This window comes from Methyloversatilis universalis FAM5, assembly GCF_000214035.2.
In the GTDB taxonomy this organism is placed as follows: Bacteria; Pseudomonadota; Gammaproteobacteria; order Burkholderiales; family Rhodocyclaceae; genus Methyloversatilis; species Methyloversatilis universalis.
Genome location: NZ_AFHG01000049.1, coordinates 1 through 23,478, shown reverse-complemented (window position 1 = coordinate 23,478; position 23,478 = coordinate 1). Strand labels below are relative to the sequence as shown.

The 23,478-nt window shown below is 66.0% G+C and carries 23 protein-coding genes; 14 read left to right on the top strand and 9 right to left on the bottom strand.

All coding sequences use genetic code 11. The features are described 5' to 3' along the window. The first annotated feature begins 9 nt into the window (after positions 1–9). The 7 genes from accC (at position 10) to METUNV1_RS10120 (ending at position 6,953) form a co-directional block, all read left to right on the top strand. A complete protein-coding gene (accC, locus tag METUNV1_RS10150) occupies positions 10–1,371 on the top strand; it encodes an acetyl-CoA carboxylase biotin carboxylase subunit (RefSeq protein WP_008061391.1) in 1,362 nt (453 codons plus the stop codon). Positions 1,372–1,392: 21 nt separating this feature from the next. After that, positions 1,393–2,307 (top strand): 50S ribosomal protein L11 methyltransferase, encoded by a 915-nt coding sequence (gene prmA, locus METUNV1_RS10145; protein WP_008061389.1) that lies wholly within the window; start codon positions 1,393–1,395, stop codon positions 2,305–2,307. Beyond that, positions 2,307–3,641, top strand: a complete 1,335-nt coding sequence (locus tag METUNV1_RS10140; protein ID WP_008061387.1) for a DUF3426 domain-containing protein — start codon at positions 2,307–2,309, stop codon at positions 3,639–3,641. The genes prmA and METUNV1_RS10140 overlap by 1 nt, the downstream gene beginning before the upstream one ends. Positions 3,642–3,712: 71 nt before the next feature. Continuing rightward, complete coding sequence (tpx, locus tag METUNV1_RS10135) at positions 3,713–4,216, top strand: thiol peroxidase (RefSeq protein WP_008061385.1); 504 nt, start codon at positions 3,713–3,715, stop codon at positions 4,214–4,216. Positions 4,217–4,274: 58 nt separating this feature from the next. Beyond that, a complete protein-coding gene (locus tag METUNV1_RS10130) occupies positions 4,275–4,652 on the top strand; it encodes a diacylglycerol kinase (RefSeq protein WP_008061383.1) in 378 nt (125 codons plus the stop codon). A 257-nt stretch (positions 4,653–4,909) separates the two neighbouring features. Continuing rightward, positions 4,910–6,322: a PAS domain S-box protein gene (locus METUNV1_RS10125; RefSeq protein WP_232416327.1), complete on the top strand. Its 1,413-nt coding sequence runs from the start codon at positions 4,910–4,912 to the stop codon at positions 6,320–6,322. Positions 6,323–6,335: 13 nt separating this feature from the next. Further along, the gene (locus METUNV1_RS10120; protein WP_008061379.1) at positions 6,336–6,953 is read left to right on the top strand and encodes an ANTAR domain-containing response regulator; all 618 of its coding nucleotides are present in this window, start codon (positions 6,336–6,338) and stop codon (positions 6,951–6,953) included. A gap of 429 nt (positions 6,954–7,382) precedes the next feature. Here the strand turns inward: METUNV1_RS10120 and METUNV1_RS10115 are convergent, their stop codons facing one another. Beyond that, positions 7,383–9,089, bottom strand: coding sequence for an APC family permease (locus METUNV1_RS10115; RefSeq protein ID WP_008061377.1), 1,707 nt, complete (start codon positions 9,087–9,089; stop codon positions 7,383–7,385). A gap of 56 nt (positions 9,090–9,145) precedes the next feature. After that, positions 9,146–9,907 (bottom strand): TorF family putative porin, encoded by a 762-nt coding sequence (locus METUNV1_RS10110; protein WP_332309051.1) that lies wholly within the window; start codon positions 9,905–9,907, stop codon positions 9,146–9,148. Between the two features lie 734 nt (positions 9,908–10,641). Here METUNV1_RS10110 and METUNV1_RS10105 point away from each other — a divergent pair. Both METUNV1_RS10105 and METUNV1_RS10100 read left to right on the top strand, forming a co-directional pair. Continuing rightward, complete coding sequence (locus METUNV1_RS10105) at positions 10,642–12,003, top strand: flavin-containing monooxygenase (protein WP_008061373.1); 1,362 nt, start codon at positions 10,642–10,644, stop codon at positions 12,001–12,003. A gap of 110 nt (positions 12,004–12,113) precedes the next feature. Beyond that, positions 12,114–14,402 carry a trimethylamine N-oxide demethylase gene (locus tag METUNV1_RS10100; protein ID WP_008061365.1) on the top strand — a complete coding sequence of 763 codons (2,289 nt, stop codon included), beginning with the start codon at positions 12,114–12,116 and terminating at the stop codon, positions 14,400–14,402. A gap of 116 nt (positions 14,403–14,518) precedes the next feature. Here the strand turns inward: METUNV1_RS10100 and METUNV1_RS10095 are convergent, their stop codons facing one another. Next, positions 14,519–14,917 (bottom strand): GFA family protein, encoded by a 399-nt coding sequence (locus METUNV1_RS10095; RefSeq protein WP_043359653.1) that lies wholly within the window; start codon positions 14,915–14,917, stop codon positions 14,519–14,521. A gap of 171 nt (positions 14,918–15,088) precedes the next feature. Here METUNV1_RS10095 and METUNV1_RS10090 point away from each other — a divergent pair, with 171 nt between their 5' ends. From METUNV1_RS10090 to METUNV1_RS10070, 5 genes are all read left to right on the top strand, one after another. Then, the gene (locus METUNV1_RS10090; protein WP_008061353.1) at positions 15,089–16,207 is read left to right on the top strand and encodes an aminomethyl transferase family protein; all 1,119 of its coding nucleotides are present in this window, start codon (positions 15,089–15,091) and stop codon (positions 16,205–16,207) included. Positions 16,208–16,280: 73 nt separating this feature from the next. Next, entirely contained in the window at positions 16,281–16,874 is a 594-nt protein-coding gene (locus METUNV1_RS10085; protein ID WP_008061352.1) for a C1 domain-containing protein, read from the top strand. Then, positions 16,871–17,830 (top strand): PDR/VanB family oxidoreductase, encoded by a 960-nt coding sequence (locus METUNV1_RS10080; RefSeq protein WP_008061351.1) that lies wholly within the window; start codon positions 16,871–16,873, stop codon positions 17,828–17,830. Before METUNV1_RS10085 ends, METUNV1_RS10080 begins: the two co-directional genes overlap by 4 nt. Positions 17,831–17,843: 13 nt before the next feature. After that, on the top strand, positions 17,844–18,887 hold the full coding sequence (locus tag METUNV1_RS10075; RefSeq protein WP_008061350.1) for a heme-dependent oxidative N-demethylase family protein: 1,044 nt from the start codon (positions 17,844–17,846) through the stop codon (positions 18,885–18,887). A gap of 291 nt (positions 18,888–19,178) precedes the next feature. Further along, a complete protein-coding gene (locus METUNV1_RS10070) occupies positions 19,179–20,153 on the top strand; it encodes a PEPxxWA-CTERM sorting domain-containing protein (protein ID WP_008061349.1) in 975 nt (324 codons plus the stop codon). 22 nt (positions 20,154–20,175) lie between these two features. Here METUNV1_RS10070 and msrA read toward each other — a convergent pair whose 3' ends face one another. The 6 genes from msrA to METUNV1_RS10040 all read right to left on the bottom strand — a co-directional run. Next, complete coding sequence (msrA, locus tag METUNV1_RS10065; RefSeq protein WP_008061348.1) at positions 20,176–20,685, bottom strand: peptide-methionine (S)-S-oxide reductase MsrA; 510 nt, start codon at positions 20,683–20,685, stop codon at positions 20,176–20,178. Further along, on the bottom strand, positions 20,682–21,131 hold the full coding sequence (gene msrB / locus METUNV1_RS10060; protein WP_008061347.1) for a peptide-methionine (R)-S-oxide reductase MsrB: 450 nt from the start codon (positions 21,129–21,131) through the stop codon (positions 20,682–20,684). The genes msrA and msrB overlap by 4 nt, the downstream gene beginning before the upstream one ends. A 150-nt stretch (positions 21,132–21,281) precedes the next feature. Beyond that, the gene (locus tag METUNV1_RS10055; RefSeq protein ID WP_008061346.1) at positions 21,282–21,692 is read right to left on the bottom strand and encodes a low affinity iron permease family protein; all 411 of its coding nucleotides are present in this window, start codon (positions 21,690–21,692) and stop codon (positions 21,282–21,284) included. A gap of 113 nt (positions 21,693–21,805) precedes the next feature. Further along, positions 21,806–22,330, bottom strand: a complete 525-nt coding sequence (locus METUNV1_RS10050) for a GNAT family N-acetyltransferase (RefSeq protein WP_232416326.1) — start codon at positions 22,328–22,330, stop codon at positions 21,806–21,808. 277 nt (positions 22,331–22,607) lie between these two features. After that, positions 22,608–22,853, bottom strand: coding sequence for a hypothetical protein (locus tag METUNV1_RS10045; protein WP_008061344.1), 246 nt, complete (start codon positions 22,851–22,853; stop codon positions 22,608–22,610). Between the two features lie 187 nt (positions 22,854–23,040). After that, on the bottom strand, positions 23,041–23,478 hold a 438-nt coding region (locus METUNV1_RS10040; protein WP_193374309.1), incomplete at its 5' end, for a transposase.

Genomic DNA, 23,478 nt, shown 5'->3' with positions numbered 1-23,478 from the left:
GACCGCCCCATGTTCGGAAAGATACTGATCGCGAACCGCGGCGAAATCGCGCTGCGCATCCTGCGCGCCTGCCGCGAACTGGGCATCCGCACGGTGGCGGTGCACTCCGAAGCCGACACCGAAGCCAAATACGTCAAGCTGGCCGACGAATCGGTCTGCATCGGGCCGGCACCGTCCGGCCAGTCCTACCTGAACATTCCGGCCATCATTTCGGCCGCTGAAGTCACCGACGCCGAAGCCATCCATCCGGGCTACGGCTTCCTGTCGGAGAACGCGGACTTCGCCGAGCGCGTCGAACGCAGCGGCTTCGTGTTCATCGGCCCGCGTCCGGAAACGATCACGCTGATGGGCGACAAGGTGTCGGCCAAGGACGCGATGAAGGCGGCCGGCGTGCCATGCGTGCCCGGCTCAGATGGCGCGCTCGGCGACGACCCGAAAGAGATCGTGCGCATCGCGCGCGGCATCGGCTACCCGGTCATCATCAAGGCGGCCGGCGGCGGCGGCGGTCGCGGCATGCGCACCGTGCATACCGAGGCCGCGCTGATCAATGCGGTGCAGATGACCCGCACCGAAGCCGGCGCGGCCTTCAACAACCCGTCGGTCTACATGGAGAAGTTCCTCGAGAACCCGCGCCATGTGGAAATCCAGGTGCTGGCCGATGCGCACGGCAATGCGGTCTATCTGGGTGAACGCGACTGCTCGATGCAGCGCCGCCACCAGAAGATCATCGAGGAAGCGCCGGCCCCCGGCATTCCGGCCCGCCTGATCCAGCGCGTGGGCGAGCGCTGCGCCGAAGCCTGCCGTCGCATCAAGTACCGCGGCGCCGGCACCTTCGAATTCCTGTACGAGAACGGCGAGTTCTATTTCATCGAAATGAACACCCGCATCCAGGTCGAACATCCGGTGACCGAACTGATCACCGGCATCGATCTGGTGCAGGAGCAGATCCGCGTCGCGGCCGGCGAGAAGCTGCGTTTCAAGCAGCGCGACATCAAGCTGACCGGTCATGCGGTCGAGTGCCGCATCAACGCAGAAGACCCGTACAAGTTCACGCCCAGCCCGGGCAAGATCACCGGCTACCATCCGCCGGGCGGCCCGGGCGTGCGTGTCGACTCGCATGTCTATCAGGGCTACACGGTGCCGCCGCACTACGATTCGATGATCGGCAAGGTGATCACCTACGGCGACACCCGCGAGCAGGCGATCCGCCGCATGCGCATCGCGCTGTCGGAAATGATCGTCAGCGGCATCAAGACCAACATCCCGCTGCACCAGGAACTGATGCATGACAGCCGCTTCATGGACGGCGGCACCAGCATCCACTATCTGGAACAGAAGCTCGCGGCTCAGGAAGCCGCCAAGGCGAAGTAAGTGGCGGACGAAAATGCGGGCATGAGCGACGCTCAACAGGGCAGCGGCTGGATCACGGTCACGCTGCTGGCCGATTCCGGCAACGCCGAGGCGCTGTCGGACGCGCTGCTCGAAGCGGGTGCGCTGTCGGTGGACATCGAGGACGCCGACGCCGGCACGCCGGACGAAAAGCCGCAGTTCGGCGAGCCGGGCATGCCGGTGGCGGTCGAACTGTGGCCGCACTCGCGGCTACACGCGCTGTTCGACCGCGACGCCGACTACGCGACCGCGATGGCCGAAGCGGCGGAAGCCGCCGGCCTGACCGCCCCGCCGCCCTACACCACCGCGCCGCTGGACGAGCAGAACTGGGTGCGCATCACGCAGGCGCAGTTCGAACCGATTCCGGTATCGAAGCGGCTCTGGATCGTGCCGTCGTGGCACGCGCAGCCGGACCCGGCCGCGATCAACATCACGCTGGACCCGGGCATGGCTTTCGGCACCGGCTCGCACCCGACCACGCGGCTGTGCCTGGAGTGGCTGGACAGCGTGATCCGCGGCGGCGAAACCGTCATCGACTACGGCTGCGGCTCGGGCATCCTGGCGCTCGCCGCGGCCAAGCTGGGCGCGGCGCGGGTGACCGGCACCGACATCGATCCGCACGCGATGGATGCCGCCCGCTACAACGCCGAACGCAACGGCGCCACGCTCGAACTGCTGCACTCGCGCGAAAACATCGACCACACCGCCGACGTGGTGGTCGCCAACATCCTGGCCAACCCGCTCACCGTGCTGGCGCCGCTGCTGTGCGGGCTCACCCGCAGCGGCGGACGCATCGCGCTGTCCGGCATCCTGGCCGCGCAGACCGACATGGTACGCGCCGCCTACCGCCCGGCTTTCGAACTGGAGGTGGCCGGTGAGCGCGAGGGCTGGGTGCTGCTGACCGGGACCCGCGCCTGATGCTCACCCGCTGCCCGGCCTGCGCCACCGTGTTCCGGCTGGACACGGTTCAGCTCCGGGCACGCGAAGGCCGGGTACGCTGCGGCCGCTGTCATACGGTGTTCGACGCCGTGGACGCCATGGTCGAGCTGCCGCTGCCGCGCAGCGCCGTTGCAGCCCCGCAGGCCGACAGCCATCAGGCCGCCGATGCACCGCCTCCGGAGCACAGTCACGCCACGCTGAGCGTGCTCACCGCCCCGGCCATTGAAACGCCGGCGCAGTCACCCGCCGACATCATCACCGACTGGCCGCCTGAAGACGCGCCGGAAGGCAGCACGGCGGACGCCGGCGAACTGCCGGCTCCCCAGGCGGGCGAAAGCGTTGAATGCCTGGTCGAACGCACCACCGATTACTGGGCGACCCAGGGCGCCAATGAAGCCGTCGAGCCGGACCTGACGGATACGCCGGTCACCACGCAGGACACGCCGCGCGACGACGACCTGGACGACGCCATCGCGATCGACCTGGGCGCGCCGCTGGACGAAGCAGCAGACTCATCACCGCCGGCGGCGGATCCGGACATCACGCAGCCGGTGCCGGTGGTCGACATGCTGGCGGAACTGGAAGCGACCGACGACCGCTACCGCGATCCCGATGCATCGGCACACGACGCCCCGGACACCGCCGCCGACGTTCCACCGGCCGACGCAGCGCCGCTGGCGGACAACACGATTGCAGCGACGCCGGTCGGCACGCTGCAGCCGGCCGAACCCGACCCGCTGCTGGACGTGCCGGCGCGGCTGGAGCCGGTGCGCGACCCAGCAGTCCAGCGCATCCGCCGTGAGCTGTATGGCGACGCGGCCCCGGCCGGCCGCAGCCTGATCGCCACCGTGCTGTGGACCACCGGCTGCACGCTGCTCGCGCTGGCCGCCGTCGCCCAGCTCATCTACGTGTTCCGCACCGAACTGGCGGTCGCCCAGCCGGCGCTCAAGCCGGTGCTGGAGCGCGCCTGCGAACGCCTGGGCTGCAGCGTGCCCGCACCGCGCCGCGCCGACCTGATCAGCATCGAATCGTCGGAACTGAACCCGGACCGTGAGCGCGCGCCGCTGCTCAGGCTGAACGCACTGCTGCGCAATGGCGCCGCCTTCCCGCAGACCTGGCCACATCTGGAACTGACGCTGACCGACACCGCCGACCGGCCGGTGCTGCGCCGGGTGATCGCCCCGGAAGACTACCTGCCGGCGGCGGACCGTCCCGAAACCTTCACCGGAAACTCGGAACATGCGGTCAGCCTGCTGGTCGATCCGGGCGCGACATCGGCCGGCGGCTACCGGCTCTACGTATTCCACCCCTGACCCTCGGGATCAGGGCATACCGCAGTCCGCACGCCGTTCAGGTGCGATCACACCACGCAGGAGGAAAAGACATGACCCAGACCATCACGCTCGGCGGCAACCCCGTCCATCTCGCCGGCCACTTCCCGGCCAAGGGCAGCAAGGCACCGGCGTTCTCACTGGTCGGCACCGACCTGTCCGACGTGTCGCTCGCCAGCCTGGCCGGCAAGCGCAAGGTGCTCAACATCGTGCCCAGCCTGGACACGCCGGTGTGCCAGACCTCCACCCGCAAGTTCAACGAACAGGCGGGCGGCATCGCCAATACCGTGGTGCTGGTCATTTCGGCCGACCTGCCGTTCGCGATGAAGCGCTTCTGCGAAACCGAAGGCCTGCAGAACGTGCAGTCGCTCTCCACGCTGCGCGGCCGCGAATTCATGGCCAACTACGGCGTGGAAATCATCGATGGCCCGCTGGCCGGTCTGACCGCGCGCGCGGTGCTGGTGCTGGATGCCGACGACACCGTGCTGCACGCCGAGCTGGTGCCGGAAATCAAGCAGGAACCGGACTACGCCGCCGCGCTGGCCGCACTCCGCTGAGCCGCTTCCGCCGGGCGGGCCCCTGCGGCGCGCCCGGCTTCACAGGAACACCGAATCCATGCAGGAAAGTCCGTTCAAGGGCAAGACCGGGCTGCGCCGGCTGATCAATGCCGCCGGCTATTCGGCGGCCGGCCTGCGTGCCGCCTTCCGCCACGAGGACGCCTTCCGCCAGGAAGTCGTGGCCGCGGTGGTGCTCATCCCGCTGGCCCTCTGGCTGGGCAACTCCGGCAGCGAGCGCGCGCTGCTGTGCTTCAGCGTGCTGGCGGTCCTCATCGTCGAACTGGTCAATTCGGCGATCGAAGCGACGGTGGACCGCATTTCGCTCGAAAACCACCAGCTCGCCAAGCGGGCCAAGGACATCGGCTCGGCCGCGGTCATGGTGGCGCTGTTCAATGCCCTGCTGGTGTGGGTGCTGGTGCTCGCCGAGCATTTTTGAACAGGCGTTCACCTTTGCGCTCGCAAGAGTAGAACCATGCGATAAAATCATCCGTTAACGAAGCGAGCCGGACGTCAGATCCGGTCCGAACGCATCGCCATCGTGCCGCGCCTGACCCCCGCGCGACATCAGCGACGTCGGAGCTTCCGCACAACGGCATACAGGGGGCGCCACGCATGGCCCGCAGCACACCTATTCCGGTTGCATCCCGGCACGTAGGGCCGGGGGCGACAGGCACCGATTCGGTGCAGGGCGAGGTGCAGCTCGGCCCTCACTATCCCAAGGACATAATCCGGCCCGGCTGGCAGACGCTTTTCGACGGCGTGCCGGACGCGCTGTTCCTGGTGTCTCTCGACGGCGAAATGCTGGACGCCAATGCGGCGGCCGAAGCCCTGCTGGGCTATCGGCGTGACGAACTGAGCGGGCGTCCGGTGTCGCACTTCCATCCTGCCAGCGAAACCGCGCGCATCGCCGACGCCTTCGACCTGCTGCGCACGACCGGCAGCGCCCGCTACGACGACGGCCTCATCGTGGCCCGTGACGGCGAAATCATTCCGGTGGATGTCAGTGGCGCCCGCATCCGTCTCGACGGCGCCGACCATGTGATCGCGGTGGTTCGCGACATCCGCGCACGCAAGCAGGCCGAGGCCGAAATGCAGGCGGCGCAGGAGCGCTTCTACCTGCTGGCCGAGCACATCCGCGAAATCTTCTGGGTCAGCAATCCGCAGACCGGCCGCATCCACTACGCAAGCCCGGCCTTTTCCGAACTGACCGCGCTGTCCGGCCTGCCCGGACAGGATGACATCGCGCTCTGGCGCACCCTGATCGCGCCACCGGACCGGACCCGCTTCGACGCCTTCCTGGCCGCCCAGTCGCGGGGGGAAAGCGCTCAGATCGAGGTCAGGATGGCGGCGCCCGACGGACAGATCCTGTGGCTGCACTGCCGCGCCTTCCCTTGGCAGCCGCAAGGCGGTCAGGTGCAGGTGGCCGGCGTGGCGGAAGACATCACGGTGCGCAAGCGGGCGGAAGCCCAGATGCTTGCGCAGGCGGAACGACAGTCGGAAACGCTGGTACGCGAAGCGCATCACCGGATGAAGAACAGCCTGCAGGGCGTGGTCGGCCTGCTGCGACGCTGCGCTGGACAGCATCCGGGCCTGGCGAGCGCGCTGACCGGCGCCATCAGCCAGGTCCGCTCGATCGCGGTCATCCACGAGCTGCAGGGCAGTCACCCGGGCGAACCGCTGGTACTGGGCGAACTGCTGCGCATGATCGCCGGGAGCATAGAGGGGCTGTTCCAGTCGTCGGTGCAGCTGGAGGTGAATGACCGCAGTGGCGACACGCGCATTCTCGCCGACGCCGAAACGGTGCCGCTGGCCATCGTGCTGAACGAACTGCTGATGAACGCGGTCAAGCACCACCGCGGCGACGACCATGATCCGGAGGGCATCCGCATCGACCTCTCGCTGTGCGGCGAAGGCGCTCTCATCGTCATCGGCAACCACGGACATCTGCCCGATGGCTTCGATTTCCAGGCCCGCTGTCACCTGGGTCAGGGCCTGGAACTGCTGGCGGCGCTGCTGCCGCCCGAACACACGGAGCTGACCTACCGTCAGCACGCCGACAGGGTGCAGGCCCACCTGCTTCTGCGCCCGCCCATCATCACGCTTTGAAGAGAATCCGAACATGAGTACCCCTCAGGACGATGAACCGGACCAGCGCCCGCACCTGCTGCTGGTCGAAGATGACAGACTGATTTCCGCCACGCTGTCCGCCGGCCTGCGCGAACACGGCTATCAGGTCAGCACCAGCCGATCGGCGGAAGAGGCCCTGCCGCTGATCGCCGACAGCACCTTCGACCTGGCCATCCTGGACGAACAGCTGCCGGGCATGTCCGGACTCGAATTTGCCGCGCTGCTCAACGAACAGCTGTCGCTGCCGGTCATCTTCCTGACCGCCTTCGGCGATCCGGGCCGGGTACGCAGCGCGGTGGAGCGCGGTGCGCTGGGCTATCTGGTCAAACCGATCGACGTCGAACAGCTGCTGCCCACGCTGCGTACCGCGCTCGCCCGGTCGGAAGACCTGCGCCGGCTGCACCGCAACGGCCAGAACCTGCAGCGTGCGCTCGACGAGCGGCGGGAAATCAGCATCGCGGTCGGCATCCTGATGGAACGGCTGCGCATCGAACGGCAGCCGGCTTTTGAAATGCTGCGCAAGACCGCGCGCACGCAGCGGCGCAAGATCGAGGACGTGGCACGGGATCTGTTGCAGGCACCGGCCGAAAATCTGGCCAAGATGCGCTGAACAAAAAAAGACGCCGGCAGCGCATATCAGGAGGAGCTGATGTCGCATGCCGGCCCAAGGTGAGGAGAGCCGAGGGCTCCCGGAGTCCCCCGTGTGCGCCGGCCGGATGAAGCGCTGAAGCAGACACGTCTGCCCGGCCTGCCGGGACAGGCCTGCACCGGCCAGGTGCATGAGAAACATTATTGCGAACGCGGCAGTGGCTCACAATTCTCAAGAGGGAGTAAGCCATTGGAGGTAGAAGCGTTCTAAATCACCATGACATCCGGATGACCGCAGCGCGCGGGCCAGCGACGTCTTTCCATCCCGCTTCCCCGGGGCATCCGATCCGCCGCAGGCCGGGCGCCCGCAAAGCAGAAGGCCGTCCGGATTCACATCCGGACGGCCTTCTGTCGTGTCACCTGCGGCGGACCGCAGGCGGCTTCACGCGCTTCAGTACACCGCGAGGTTGTGCGCGACGATCACCACCACCACGCCAGCGGCCAGCGTGACATAGGGCAGGATGCCGGCACGCTTGCCACCCTTGGGCAGCGCATCACCCAGGTGCATGTCTTCGAGCATCGCATCCGGGAACTGGCCCTTGTCCTGCACGTAGTGGCGGTACAGGAACACCGGGATGATGAGCGAGGCGAACACCAGGCCGGCGGTCAGCGTGCCGGCGCCGTAGATGTCGGCACCCAGGCCCATCAGCGACAGGTTCACGAAGCCCAGGATGACGCCCAGTCCGAGCACGATCTTCGGTGCCTTGAAGGGACGTTCCCAGTCCGGACGGTCGATGCGGTGGATCCAGCCGGAGTTCAGGTTCAGGAAGTTGAACATGATGTAGCCGACGTTGGAGCAGGCCAGCACGAACACGTAGTCCGACATCAGCAGCAGGATGAGGTTGAAGCCGAGGTCGGTCCACATCGCGTGGGTCGGCGCACCGTGCTCATTCACGTGCGAGAGGTAGCGCGGCAGCCAGCCATCGACCGACGCCTGGTACAGCGTGCGCGACGAACCGGCCATCGAGGTCATGATGGACAGCAGCACCGCCAGCACCAGCATCACCACCAGCACGTTGGCGACGAACTCACCGCCACCCACCATGTGCGACATCACGTTGGCCACGCCCATGCCGCTGTAGATTTCCGGCGCCAGCATGCCGCTGTAGACCGCGGGGGTCGACACCGTGCCATCCGCTTCCACCACCGGCGGGGTCACCACTTCACCCAGGCCCAGATGACCCTGGAAGGCCAGCGGAACCAGCGTGAACACCACGATGCACAGCAGGCCGGAGTAGAAGATGGCCTTGAAGGTGTCCTTCTTCGGATCCTTGAACTCGCGGGTGTAGCAGACCGCGGTCTCGAAACCGTAGGTGGACCACGCGGCGATGAACAGGCCGCCCGCCATCAGCGTGATGCCGGCCATGTCCCAGGCACCGTCGATCACCAGGCCCTGTGCGTCGCGTGCGATCGGCAGCATCGGCGAGAAGTGCGACGACGGCAGGTCACCGGTCAGCAGCGGCACCAGCGCGATCAGCATCAGCGGGATCAGTGCGACCACACCCAGCACCATGGTGGTCCGTGCCGAACGCAGGATGCCGCCGTGCTGGATGGCGAACACCGCCAGCAGGATGACCACGCCGACCAGGAAGGTCGCGTTGATCCGCAGCGACAGACCGGCCTTGATCGAACTCAGATCGACCAGCGTGAGCTGCCAGGTATTGATCGCGGCATCGGCCGGGAACAGCGCACCGAGAATGTAGCCCGCGGCCAGCCCTGAACCGATGGCCAGCACCGGTGACCAGGCGAACCAGTTGCACCATACCGATACCGGTGCGATCAGCTTGCTGTAGCGCACCCACGCAACGGCGCCGTACACCGACGCGCCACCCGACTTGTGCGGAAACAGGCCGGCGATTTCAGCGTACGTGAAGGCCTGGATGAAACCAAAGCCGATCGACAGCGTCCACACCAGCCAGGACGGCTTGCCCACGGTCGCCGCGATGGCACCGATCGAAAACAGCACCAGCGCGGGTACACCGCTGGCCACCCAGAACGCACCGGTCCAGTCGATCTTCCGGTGCAGCGCGGCATTTTCGGCCCGGCTGGCCGAAGCCCCGCCGGACACGCTGCCGATTACATCTGCATTGCTGCTCATGGTCATTTCCCTCGATACGAAAAGGGCGCCGGCTCAGGCGGGCGCCCAGGGATTCATCAGAAGGTGCGCTTGATGTAGGCCAGCCACTTGCTGTCGCCGGTGTCCTTGCAGCGGATGCCGTTGTCGCAGATGGTGTACAGCGTCTTGTCGGCATTGGTGTCGATGTAGGCCACCGCAGCCTGCCAGCCGCCGTCGAAGCTCTTCGTCACGCCCACCTTCCAGTCGGTGAAGTTGTATTCCTCGTAGTTCTTCACCTTCTGGTGACCCACGTGCAGGTTCAGCTGCCACGTCGGCAGGAACTCGTAGTTCGCGTTCGCTTCCAGATAGTGCGAACCGTCCGAGTCGCCACGACCCAGACCGAAGGTCTTGTCGTTGAAACCGAAGTAGTCGGTCACCGCGTGCGAGTACTTCAGCTGGATGAACTTCCAGGTCACGGCGGCGTTCAGTTCCAGCGTGTTCAGGCTTTCGCCGGACGGATCATACTTGCCGCCCGGGAAAATGAACTGCAGGAAGCCGACGTCGAAGGTCCAGTCGCCGTAGGTCTTCGCGAAACCGCCGTACACGTCGATCTCGCCGGTCGCGTTCGACAGCGCCAGATCGCTCACATTGGTACCCCAGATGCCCAGATAGGCGCCGCTCTCGTGCGCGAAATCGAAGCCGCCCTGCACCGCCGGGTTTTCCTGCGTGTACGAAATGCCGCGGAAGATGTACTGCGAGAACACGCCGATGTTGGACGTGATGGTGTACGAAGGGGCCGGAGCCTCTTCCGCCTGCGCACAGAACGGAAAGGCGAACAGCGCAAGAATGGCTGCGCTCAGGGTGCTGCGATGACGTCGATGATTTGACACGGAGTTCTCCCTCTGTTGATCCACGGTTTCGGGCGATTGGAGAAACGGAAGGCCTGCCCATAGCCAACCGGTTATGAGTCGGTCCGCGACCCGACGGCGCTGTCGGATGCGAACCTCGATACTCGGGAACGGGTGAAGCGAAGATGCCTCCGGGTGCGTCGATGCAGCCGGCAGACAGGAAAGGGCGGGCGGAGCGGACGCCGCGAGGCAGTCCGGCGAGCGGTGGTACGAATGGCAGTGGCGCTGCGTCACACTGATCTCCCCGCACTTCGCGACCGGCAGGAGTGCGCGGTGTTGCGATGTCGGGCCGATTATTGGAAGCGCACAGTTGTCGGAACAATTCTCACAAGGGATTACCCACAAAGGGGTAAGCACCTGCCCGGTTTGCCCCTCTGCTGCGATGCCCGGCGCCGCATTTCCATGCAAAAGGAATGGCATGGGGACCGGCAAGCGCGTCAGCGCTTGAAATCCGCACCTTGGCAACTCACGCGACGCGCGTGCGTCACCCCTTCATGCCGCAGCGCGGCAAAGCCCCTTACCCATTTGGGGGTAATCCCTCTTGAGAATTGTGGGGGTCGATCCGCCTTCGCATCATTCGCCGCACCTGAGACGCGGCGACAGTCCTGCGTCCAGCAAGCGACCGCGCGGACAGGAACATGCCGCGGTCGTATCCACACATGGACCACAGAAGAGGGATACAGATCATGAAGAAGCGCGTTGCCATCATCGGTGCCGGCCCCAGCGGCCTTGCCCAGCTCCGGGCCTTCCAGTCAGCCCAGGCCAAGGGTGCCGATATTCCCGAAATCGTCTGCTACGAGAAGCAGTCGGACTGGGGCGGCATGTGGAACTACACCTGGCGCACCGGCCTGGACGAGCATGGCGAGCCGGTGCACGGCAGCATGTATCGCTATCTGTGGTCCAACGGTCCGAAGGAATGTCTGGAATTCGCCGACTACACCTTCGACGAGCACTTCGGTCGCCCGATGGGCTCCTACCCTCCGCGTGAAGTCCTGTGGGACTACATCAAGGGCCGCGTGGAAAAGGCCGGCGTGCGCAAGTACATCCGCTTCAACACCGCCGCCCGCAACGTCACCTTCGACGACGCGACCAAGAAGTTCACCGTCACCGTTCACAACTACGACCAGGACGTGACCTACTCGGAAGAGTTCGACTACGTCGTCGTCGCCAGCGGCCACTTCTCGACCCCGAACGTGCCCTACTTCCCGGGCTTCGAAACCTTCGGCGGCCGCGTGCTGCACGCCCACGACTTCCGCGACGCGCTGGAATTCAAGGACAAGGACGTGCTCATCGTCGGCGCCAGCTACTCGGCGGAAGACATCGGCTCGCAGTGCTACAAGTACGGCGCCCGTTCGATCACCAGCTGCTACCGCACCAACCCGATGGGCTACAAGTGGCCCTCGAACTGGGAAGAGAAGCCGCAGCTGCTGCGCGTCGACGGCAAGATGGCCCACTTCGCCGACGGCACCAGCAAGCATGTTGATGCCATCATCCTGTGCACCGGCTACAAGCACCACTTCCCCTTCCTGTCGGAAGAGCTGCGCCTGAAGACCGACAACCGCCTGTGGCCGCTCAACCTGTACAAGGGCATCATGTGGGAGGACAACCCGCAGCTGATGTACCTCGGCATGCAGGATCAGTGGTACAGCTTCAACATGTTCGACGCCCAGGCCTGGTACGCCCGCGACGTCATCCTCGGCCGCCTGCCGGTGCCGTCGTACGAAGAGATGCACGCCGAGGACATGAAGTGGCGCGAAGAGGAACTGACGCTGGAAGACGCCCAGCAGATGTTCGAATTCCAGGGCAAGTACATCCAGCACCTGATCGATGCCACCGACTATCCGAGCTTCCCGATCCCCGAAGTGAACCGCACCTTCCTGGAATGGAAGCAGGACAAGTACGAAGACATCATGGGCTACCGCAACAAGTGCTACCGCTCGCTGATGACCGGCACCATGGCCACGCCGCACCACACCTCGTGGCTGGAAGCGCTGGACGATTCGCTCGAGGCCTACCTGAACGAGCCGGCATCGACCGAACAGGCCTGACGCGGCGAGGCCAGACGTGTTCGCGTCCGGCCTGCTGATCGATCCATCCTGACGCGACCCGGTCTGTCCGACCTCCCTCGGACACGCCGGGTCGCAGGTGCTTCCAAGACATGAACACGATCGTCGAACCTACGCTGAATCCGGCGACTGCCGCGCGAACGCGTGCACGCCATGTCCGCCACGTCGCCGCCGGCGGCGGCTCGGTCTCCTTCGACCTGGCAGCGGGCGACCGCGTCACGCTGACCGACCCGGAAGGCCTGCAGCCCGGCCACCTCTACGTCGCCGGCCCGGCCGGCGCAGCCCAGGCCCTGCTGCCGGGCTTTGCCGTCGAAGCCGTGAACACCGCATCCGCCCCTGCATTTGCGCAGGCCCTGCTGGCCGCAGCCCCGGCCGGCTGGACGCTGGCGCGCGCAGAGGTGTTCGGTGCCGAAGGCCTGCCCGGCGCGCAGGTGGACCTGAACGCGCCGCGCGCGCTGCGCTGCGCGCTGCACGCACCGGGCGAAGACATGCAGCCGGACGCGCAGAACGCGCCCACCGAGCTGATCGCCGACATCGAGTGCGCCGAACCGGTGGCCGGCATCGCGCCGCCGCCGCTGGCACCGCCGGTGCTCGACCTGCGCATCGGCGCAGGCACCGCACAGGCCTACCGCGTGAAAGCCGGTGACTACATACAGGTGATCGACGTCGACGGCCGCCAGTGCTCCGACTTCCTCGCCTTCGACGCCGCCGCGCTGGCGCAGGGTCAGGAGTACGACCTCGACCCGACCACCACGCGCACGCTGATGGGTTCGGCCAGCCCCGGCCCCGGCCTGCTGAACAAGTACTACGACGAGCGCCAGGTGCCGCTGGTCGAGGTGATCCGCGACACCGTGGGCCGCCACGACACCTTCATGCTGGCGTGCAGCGCGAAGTACTACGACGACATGGGTTACCCCGGTCACGCCAACTGCAGCGACAACTTCAACAACGCGCTCGAACCGCACGGCGTGGCGCGTCGCGCAGGCTGGCCGGCGATCAACTTCTTCTACAACACCATCGTCAATCACGACGACAGCATCAGCCTGGACGAACCGTGGTCGCGCGCCGGCGACTACGTGCTGCTGCGCGCGATGACCGATCTGGTCTGCGCCTCCTCGTCCTGCACCGACGACATCGACCCGGCCAACGGCTGGAACCCCACCGACATCCACGTCCGGGTCTATGACGCCTCGAACAACTTCTCCAAAGGGATCGCACACCGCATGACGCCCGACGCCGCCCCCAAGCTGACCCGCGAGACCGGCTTCCACGCCCGCACCTCCGCGCTCACCCGCCGCATGGTCGAGTACCGCGGCTTCTGGCTGCAGGATTCGTTCTCGTCCAACGGCCCGATCGACGAATACTGGGCCTGCCGCGAACGCGCGGTGATGATCGATCTGTCCGCGCTGCGCAAGTTCGAGATCACCGGCCCGGACGCAGAAGCCCTGCTGCAGCTGGCCACCACCCGCAACATCCGCAAGCTGGCGGTCGGCCAGATCGTCTACACCGCGCTCTGCTACGAGCACGGCGGCATGATCGACGACGGCACCGTGTTCCGCCTGTGCCAGAACAATTTCCGTCTGGTGTGCGGCGACGACTACTGCGGCGTGTGGCTGCGCGAACTGGCGGCCAAGCACAACCTGCGCGTATGGGTGAAGTCCTCCACCGACCAGCTGCACAACCTGTCGGTGCAGGGCCCGAAGTCGCGCGACATCCTGCGCGAGATCGTGGTCACGCCGCCGGGCAATGCGTCGATGGACGAACTGAAGTGGTTCCGCCTGACCGTGGGCAAGATCGACGGCCTGCCGGTCGTCGTGTCGCGCACCGGCTACACCGGCGAACTGGGCTACGAAGTGTGGTGCCACCCGAAGCACGCGGTGCAGGTGTGGGACGCCATCGCCAAGGCGGGCGAGCCGCACGGCATCGCGCCGATGGGCCTGGCCGCGCTCGACATGCTGCGCATTGAAGCCGCGCTCATCTTTGCCGAGTACGACTTCTGCGACCAGACCGACCCGTTCGAGGCCGGCATCGGCTTCGCGGTGGCGGCCGACAAGGAGGATGACTACGTCGGCAAGGCCGCACTGGAGCGCCGCAAGGCCCACCCGGCGCGCGTCATGGTCGGGCTCGACATCGAAGGCACCGAACTGGTGGCGCACGGCGACCCGATCTACAACGGTCGCGCGCAGATCGGCCAGATCACCAGCACCACCCGCTCGCCCATCCTCGGCAAGACCATCGCGCTGGCGCGACTGGACGTGTCGGCGGTCGAACTGGGCGCCACGGTGGAAATCGGCAAGCTCGACGGCCACCAGAAGCGCATCAAGGCTGTTCAGGTGAAGACCTCGCACTACGACCCGACCAAGGCACGCGTGCGCGCCTGATCGAAGACGCAGTCCGCAGGCAGCGGGGCGCGGAGCGGCGAAAGCCGTTCCGCGCCCTTTTTCATTCCGGTGATCGAAATCCGCGCTGCCCTGGCAGACGCACTGACCGCCTGCCCCTACCAGGCGTCGCTGCGCGGCAGATCGTCGTCGATGTCGTAGTAGTCGGCGCGCGAGCCGGCGAAGATGTGGGCCGACAGCCTGAGCCCGGTGGGCCGGTCCAGCGTGCCGGCGGTCACATAGGTCACCTCGCCGCTCGCGTCCTTCCAGAACAGGTTGCCGCCGCACCGTTCGCAGAAGCCGCGCTTCACGTTCGCCGACGAGGCGTACCAGCGCAGGGTATCGGCTGCCGTGATGTCCAGGTCCCGGTCCGCACAGCAGGCCATCACCGCATGGTGACCGCTGGTGCGGGCGCACTGGCTGCAGTGACAGGCGACCGGCGCATCGAGCGTGCCCCTGATCGCGTAGCGCACCCCGCCGCACAGGCACGCCCCCGTGTAACCGCCCGTCCTCGCCATCCTGCGTCTCCGCCATCTTGATGCGTACAGCGTACGCAGCCCATGCGGCGGCGCACATACCACCTAGGGGGTAACCCCTCTTGAGAATTGTCCGCCCCTGCCCCCGGCAACAGAATCAGCCTCAGATCGCACGCGCTGCGCGGCGACACCTCAGACAAGGAGAACCGGGAAATGCAAAGGAATTCGATTCTGAACGAGCGTCACCGTCAGCTCGGCTCGAAGCTGGATGGCGATACGTGGAACAACATGCCGATCCCGTGGAGCTACAACAGCTGCCCGCACGATGAAGTGATTGCCACCCGCTCGCGCGCCGGCCTGTACGACGTGTCCGCGCTGAACATCGTGAACGTGTCCGGCCCGGACGCCGAAGCCGTGATCGACCGCCTGGTCACCATCGACGTGACCAGGCTGAAGCCGGGCACCGCCCGCCTTGGCGGCGAAGTGAACGAAGCCGGCGCGCTGGTCGATGACATCATGATCATCCGCGATGCCGCCGACAAGTTCCGCATCTCGCACGGCAGCGGCGCCACGCCGAAGACCCTGGCCGAACTGTCGGCCGGCAAGAACGTGAAGATCGAAGCCGACCTCGACGTGCACATCCTGTCGCTGCAGGGCCCGGTTTCGCTCGACGTGCTGGCGCCGCACACCCCGGCCAACCTGGCTGCGCTGCCCTACTTCAACCACGTCGAAACCACGCTGTTCGGCAAGAAGGTGACCCTGGGCCGCGGCGGCTACTCCGGCGAGCGCGGCTACGAGGTGTACTGCACCGCCGCCGACGCCGTGTTCCTGTGGGACGCCATCCTCGAAGCCGGCAAGCCGAAGGGCGTCATCCCCTGCTCCTGGACCGCGCTGGACCTGACCCGCGTCGAAGGCGGCCTGCTGTTCTTCCCGTTCGAAATGCCGGAAGGCGACACCACGCCGTGGGAAGTGAACATGGACTGGGCGGTCGACCTCGACAAGAAGGGCGACTACATCGGCAAGGCCGCGGTGCTGGCACTGAAGGGCCGCGAGCGCGTCAAGCAGGCCGGCATGATCGTGACCCATCACGAAGCGGTCGAAGGCGGCGCCAAGATCTATGACGGCGAGAAGGAAGTCGGCGTGGTCACCTCGGCTTCGTACAGCCGCCTGCTGATGCAGTCGCTGGCCATGGTGCACCTGAAGCCGTCGCATTCGAACCTGGGCACCCGCCTGACCATCGCCAGCAAGGCCGGCAAGCTGGCCGCGCTGGTCGTGCCGACGCCGTTCTACGATCCGCTGCGTCAGCGCACCCATCCGGAAAAGAAGCGCTGATCGCGCTCTGATCCACCGCCGCGCGCGCCTCCCCGCGCGCGGCGCCCCGCAACACCACGCATCGAGACGCAGCATGTCCACTCCAGCGATCAAAAGCCAGCCGATCTACGCCGAGCTCGAATGGGACCGTACCGGCACGCACCACATCCTGTTCGTCAGTGCCGAAGACGCCGCGCTCGCGCAGCGCCTGCTGTCGAACCCGCCCGGCGGAACGCTCACGGTCGTCCATCTGCGCCCGGCTGACGACAGCCGCAGCGCATGGTCGCAGAACCTGCCGGACACCGCGCTCTACCTTGAAACGCACACCCTGGCCGAGGCGCTGGAAGTGCTGCGCGACGCCTTCTATGTGGCGCAGATGGGCACACGCATCTACCTCGCCGGCGCCGAAGACGCGATCTGGCAGGCTTCGCAGCTGGCCGACACTTTCGGCGTGAGCCGCGACGAAATCCGCCACGCACAGCTGGGCACCAAGGCGCGCCCGGTGTTCTGCGTCCATTGCCGCACCATCACCCGCGGTGTGCATACCAATATCGTTTCATGCAGCGGCTGCGGCCGATCGCTGTTCGTGCGCGATCACTTCTCGCGTCGCCTGGGTGCCTACATGGGCTTCCAGATCGATGCCGAAGTGCCGGGCGAAGTGCCTGCTGCGGAGGTGGTCTACCCATGAGCAGCGCATCCCTGAACGTCGAAATCCGCCGCATCCGCGACCTGGCGCCGGGCATCCGCGAATTCAGCCTGTCGCGCACCGACGGCGACGACTTCCCGGTCTATTCCGGCGGCAGCCACATCGTGCTGTCGCTGCCGCTGGGCGAGCGTACGCACCGCAATCCCTATTCGCTGCTGGGCGACCCGACCGACCGCAAGACCTGGCGCGTGGCCGTGCGCAAGCAGGAAGATTCGCGTGGCGGTTCGCGCTGGCTGCACGAGCAGGCGCGCGAAGGCATGCGCATCGACATTGCCGCGCCGGTCAACCTGTTCGCGCTGAACCGCCTCGGCCGCCGTCACATCCTCGTGGCAGGCGGCATCGGCATTACGCCGATTCTTTCGCAGGCACGCGAACTGGCTCGCCTCGGCGCCGACTTCGAAGTGCATTACGCCTACCGCGCGCCGGAGTACGGCGTGTTCGTCGACGAGCTCGAAGCGCTGGCACCGGGTCGCATCCATCACTACGTGCAGTCGCGTCGCGAACAGATCGAGTTCTCGTCGCTGCTGGCCGGCCGCCCGCTCGGCACCCACTTCTACATCTGTGGCCCGGGCGGCATGGTGGCCGCCAGCATGAACGCCGGCAAGGCACTGGGCTGGCCGGAAAGCCATCTGCACAGCGAGCAGTTCCTGGCACCGACCGGCGGTGAGCCGTTCGACGTGAAGCTCACCGCGTCCGGCAAGGCCTTCACCGTGCCGAGCGACCTGTCACTGCTGGAAGCGATCGAACAGCAGGGCGTCGATGCGCCTTACCTCTGTCGTGGCGGCGCCTGCGGCCAGTGCGAACTGGAAGTGGTCGATGCCAGCGGCGAACTGATCCATCACGACCTGTACCTGAGCGCCGAAGAGCGCGCCTCGGGCAAGAAGATCATGCCCTGCGTCTCCCGCCTGAAGGGCGGCTGCCTGACGCTGAACCTGTGAGGAGGAGCACATCATGACCATCGCATTCAAGCCGGACGAAACCTTCCGCGGTACCTACACCTACCGCAACTCGCCGAAGGGCATCCGCCGCTTCCCCTTCCCCTTCCATCAGGACCAGTACATGTACTCGGTCAATATGGAGCCGCACACCAAGGGGCCGGAAGGTTCGGTGTTCGAGAACGCCTTCGACATCGACGAGCACTACATCGCCGAAATGCGCGACCGCGCGATCACGCTGGAGCGCGACCCGGGCCGCTGCGTGTCGCTGCCGCACATGATGGACGCCGAGTGGGACACGCTGGAACTGATCATGGAGTCGCTGTCGCGCGACTACCCGGAGCTGTTCACGCTGACCAAGGACGGTGACCGCTGGCACTGGGTGAACAAGCCGCTGGGCATCGACCAGACCTTCACCTTCGGTAACGCCGCAACGCTGCCCTGCCCGCCGTTCGAGTACATCACGCGCCAGACCCAGGGTGACTTCGTCATCATGGACCAGCGTGACAACAACCTGTTTGCCGACTCCGGCATGATCACCTCGCAGGCCGACTGGTCGCTCATGTTCGATGCCGGCATGAGCTTCATGGAATGGCACGGCCCGGTGCCGCTGGCCCACGAACTGGGCGTGTTCGAGCGCGCGCTGAAATACCTGCTCATGCTGCAGCAGGGTCGCCCGGTGCGCCGCCTGAACTGGACCATGACCATCAACCCGCGCCTCGACACCTCGCCGGAAACCTACCCCGAATGGGGTCCGGACCGCGCCAGCGTCACGCCGGACAATGTCGGCGACAAGGTGCATCTGCGGGTCGAACTACAGGCCCTGTTCCGTCTGCCGCGCAGCAACGGCATGCTGTTCTCGATCCGTGGCTACCTCGCCAGCATGAACGAACTGGCCACCTACCCGCGCTGGGCCAAGCGTCTGCATCGTGTGCTGAGCACGCTGCCGAACGAACTGGCCGAGTACAAGGGCCTGGTGCGCTACAAGCCCACCACCCTCGAGTGGCTGTCGAAGTTCGACGACGGAGAAGTGCTGCCGGCCGGCACGCAGCCCGAGTAAGCAGCGCCGCACTGCGGCAGCTCACGGCGGACATGGGGGGTGCCCATGTCCGCCGTTTTCGTTCACCGCTGCTGTCGCCACCGGCCGGCCGCAATGACGCGGCCACCGGCCGGAATGCGTCGGGCATCGTGGCAGCGTCACTGTCGGCCTGCCTTACAGCCGCCGCACCGTACACTTCGCTTCGTACGCAAACCATTGATTCGTATGCGAAGGGTTCGCGGCTGGTGTGCATCTTGCTGCGGGGCACGGGCTGTTTCCGTCGGTCCATGTCCCGCCAGGAGGAACCTGCCCATGCACCCCACGTATGCCCTCATCCCGTCACGTCCGCTGATCGCCGCCGCACTGCTTGCCAGCCTCGCCCTGCCGGCCGGCGCGAGCACCCAGGTGCAGATCTCCACGCCGCCCGGTACCGGCCAGATTGCGCTGGGAAGCGGTCAGCAGTCGCTCAACCTCGCCGAAACGCCCTATGTATCGGCAGGCGGCGTATCAGTAGTGTCCAAGGCCCAGGCCAGCGACGACAGCGGCGTGATCCGCGTCTACAGCGCGATCGACACCCGCGGTGTCGGCGGCATTCCGGACCTGATGCTGGCCACCGCCAACGGACAGACCCTCAGCCAGGGCACGGTGGTGGCGGCGCCGGGCAGCAATCCGCTGATCGATGTCACTTTCGTATTCACCTTCGACGGTGCCTTCCACACCTGGGGCGGCAACGTGTTCCACCAGCTCGGCGCCTCGCTCACGCTGTCGCTGCCGTCGGCCACGGTGCCCTTCACCCAGGTCAATTACGGATCGTCGCTCACCTTCAGCAGCTATCTGCTCGACGACACCGTGGTCAATACGACGAGCAAAGCCAACGTCACCTACTTCGAACCCGGCTTCATCTACCGAGATGTGGCCTACGCCGGCGCCACGCATGCGGTGATCAGCGACGACATGGACAATCTGATCGGCGAAATACGGCTCACCGTGTCGATGGCGGCCGGACAATCGTTCTCGCTGATCTCCAGCATGCACACCCAGGTCAATACCGAGCCGCTCATCCCCATCGTCGGCGCCCAGGACTACAGCCAGTCCTGGGGCGCGGCGGACGGCTTCAACACCGGCCGCCTGAGCATCCTGCTGCCCGAAGGCTATGCACTGCAGGGCGACACCGGCCTGCTGACCGCCACCGTGGTCGCGCCGCCGGTACCGGAGCCGGCCACCTGGGGTCTGATGCTCGCCGGCTTCGCGCTGCTGGGTGTAGCCACCCGCAGACGCACCGCCTGAGCCGCCTGCGCGGCGTCACCGCTCAGGCGGCGGCGTCGCGCTTCGGCAGCACCCAGTTCGGCCGCGGAAAGTGGCAGGTGTAGCCGTTCGGGAAGTGCTCCAGATAGTCCTGGTGCTCCGCTTCGGCTTCCCAGAAATCGCCCACCGGCTCGACTTCGGTCACCACCTTGCCTGGCCACAGGCCGGAGGCATCGACGTCGGCGATGGTGCGCAGCGCCTCTTCGCGCTGCGCTTCGCTGCACCAGTAGATTGCCGACCGGTAGGAGGGCCCGCGGTCGTTGCCCTGACGGTTGGGGGTGGTCGGGTCGTGAATCTGGAAGAAGAATTCCAGCAGCCGGCGGTAGCTCAGCACCGCCGGGTCGAACACCACTTCGATCGCCTCGGCGTGCATGCCGTGGTTGCGGTAGGTCGCGTTCGGCACGTCACCGCCGCTGTAGCCCACCCGGCTCGACAGCACGCCGGGCAGACGACGAATCAGCTGCTGCATGCCCCAGAAACAGCCGCCGGCCAGCACTGCGCGTTCGCTGCTCATCGCACGTCCTCCACCTGGTCGAGATAGTCGCCATAGCCCTCGACCACCATGTCGTCACGGTGGATGAAGCGCAGCGACGCCGAGTTGATGCAGTAGCGCAAACCGCCACGGTCGCGCGGGCCGTCCGGAAACACGTGGCCGAGGTGGCTGTCGCCGTGCTTCGAGCGCACTTCGGTGCGGATCATGCCGAGCGAGGAGTCGCGCAGTTCCACCACGTGCGCCGGTTCGATCGGCTTGGTGAAGCTGGGCCAGCCGCAGCCGGACTCGAACTTGTCGCCCGACGCGAACAGCGGCTCGCCGGACACGATATCCACGTAAATGCCCGGTTCGTGGTTGTGCAGGTATTCGCCGGTGCCCGGGTATTCGGTGCCGTTCTGCTGGGTCACGCGGTACTGCTCGGGGTCGAGGCGGGCGATTGCCTCGGGTGACTTCGAATAGGTTTTCATGCGTCCTCCTGTGGCGGCGTAGACCGCGCAGGTCTGCGCGCGTTCGACGCCTTGGATGATCGGCGACGATAGCGCGAACCACCGGCCGGCGCGCATCTGGCCGCACCGAAATCCGGCAGCCAGATGGTCCGCAGGCATAACAGCGGCCGATCAGGCTTCGGGCGTGCCGGTGTCCTGGAAGCCGCGTCCCATCTCCGCCCGCGCATGGGTGGCGAGCAGCTGATAGCGCTTGCGGAAGGCCTCCAGCGTTTCGTCCTCCAGCTCTTCGAGATCGAGCAGCGCGTTGTGGGCACCGCGGGTCGCGCGTATCAGCTCGTCGAGCTTCACCTGTATCGCCTCGGTGTCGCGGTTCTGCGTGTTCTGGATCAGGAACACCATCAGGAAGGTGACGATGGTGGTGCCGGTATTGATCACCAGCTGCCAGGTGTCGCTGTAGTCGAAGATCGGCCCGGTAACCAGCCAGACCACGATGACCAGCAGCGCCAGAACAAACGTCCGGGGCCGCCCGCAGAAACGCGCGGTCGCCTTCGCGAAATTCGAATACCAGCTGCTTGTGCGCATGAATGCATTCCGGAACAGGCCCGCCGGGAATGAAGATCGCCCGCAGCGCCGGCGGATCGCCGGGCGACGGACGATCATAGCAATGCGAGGTCGTGGGCCGCGCTCTCCGCCGATCAAGCGTCGGGCAAGCGCAAGTCGCCGGTCATCCGGAATCGGCGCAGCGCCACGCCCTGCCGCAGCACCTCCTCTTCACCAACCACCGTCAAACCCTGCCGCTCGAAGAAGGGCCGGGCGGCCAGACTCGCTTCAGTGCTCAGACGCTGCGCACCCGCCCGGCGCATGTCCGCGCAGGCCGCACCGAACAGCGCCGTCGCCACCCCTCGGCGGGCGAACGGTGGCGCGGTGAACAGCAGATCGACATGCCCGCTCCGCGCGTAGCCGATGAAACCCGCCAACTGCTCACCTTCGCAGGCGAGCATCACCTTCAACCCGGACAGCCGGCTGCGCCAGCCCTCCGCATCCGGCGGAATCGGTGCCCACGCGTGGCACTGTTCCGCGGTGTAGGCGCCGCCGGCGAGCGCGTGCACCGCAGTGGTGAACACCACCACCAGCGCTTCAAGATCGGATTCGAGGGCTTGGCGTTTAAGCATTGAAAAATCGTCTGAGAAGGGCACGTACTTCCCGCCACGGGATGGCATGAATCACATCGCCCATCAGGGCCGACTGGGTCACACCCTCAGGACCGCATGCCGACAACCCTTCCGTCAGCGAAACGCGTGCCGCTTGTATCGATTGGCGATCGCCGCGCAGATTCGGTGTCGGCACGGGTCACTCAGAACGTACTACGGATGCCGGATAGATGACTGCAAGTGATCTATCCGGGAAAACCAGACTGTCGGTCAGTCTTGATTTTGGGGGGAGTCCATATACGAGGTGTTAGGCAGCCATCCTGATGAGCACGAAATGTCGTAGTGATCACTGTGGCGCCCTCTGCATTAACTCGACGCCGTCATCGGTGAGATCACTCTCGGCCGGATAGTGGACCAAACCACCGAAATCGGTGTCGATCATCGCGCCGGTCTGGAGATAGCCCCACTGCTCGGCGCTATGAGGGGGCAGATACAAGCCCTCGGCAACGCACGCAACCACCTTACCGCTATGGCGTGTGTTGATCTGGACCGTATCGCCAGGAAGAACTTCTTGACCGGATGGGTATCGCACGTCAGATGCCTAACGACGCTGTAGAAATACCCCGTTCCGGGGCAAGCGGTTGCATCCGGCCTTGGCCGGTCCGAAGTCGTTCATCCTCATTTCAGCCCCGCGATCTTCGTTTCATCGTCGTCTCCTGACTTCAGCCCATGCCCGTGACCGGCGCGATGCCGTCGTCGTGGCTCGTTCGCGAGCTTACCTAATTTGCGTAGCCGTGGTGCCCGAGCTTTTCGATGTTGTGCACCAGGCAGTACAGCTTCCATTGCCCATCCACCTTTGTGCGCCCACGCAGCGTGAAGCGGGCGAGCCGCTTGTTGTGCCGCAGGTTGCCGAACACCGGTTCTACCGTGGCGAAGCGGGCGGCGATCATCCGTTTGCCTTCCGTGGAATCGATGCGCCGCTTCATCCGCTCGGTGTGTGATTCGGCGTCGCCTCGCTTGCCGCGGAAGAAGGCGACCTGCCGCACTTTCGTTGTGTCCGGCGTACGCAGGCAGCGGCTGCGCTGATCGCACGGCACGCAGTCGCGTGCGGCGCCGGTGTATTTGGTGGCCGCGTAGCCGTTGATCGTGCATTCGCCGCCGTTGCGATACAGCCGCTTGCCCGCCGGGCAGAGGCAGTGGCTGCGGTCTTCCGCTTC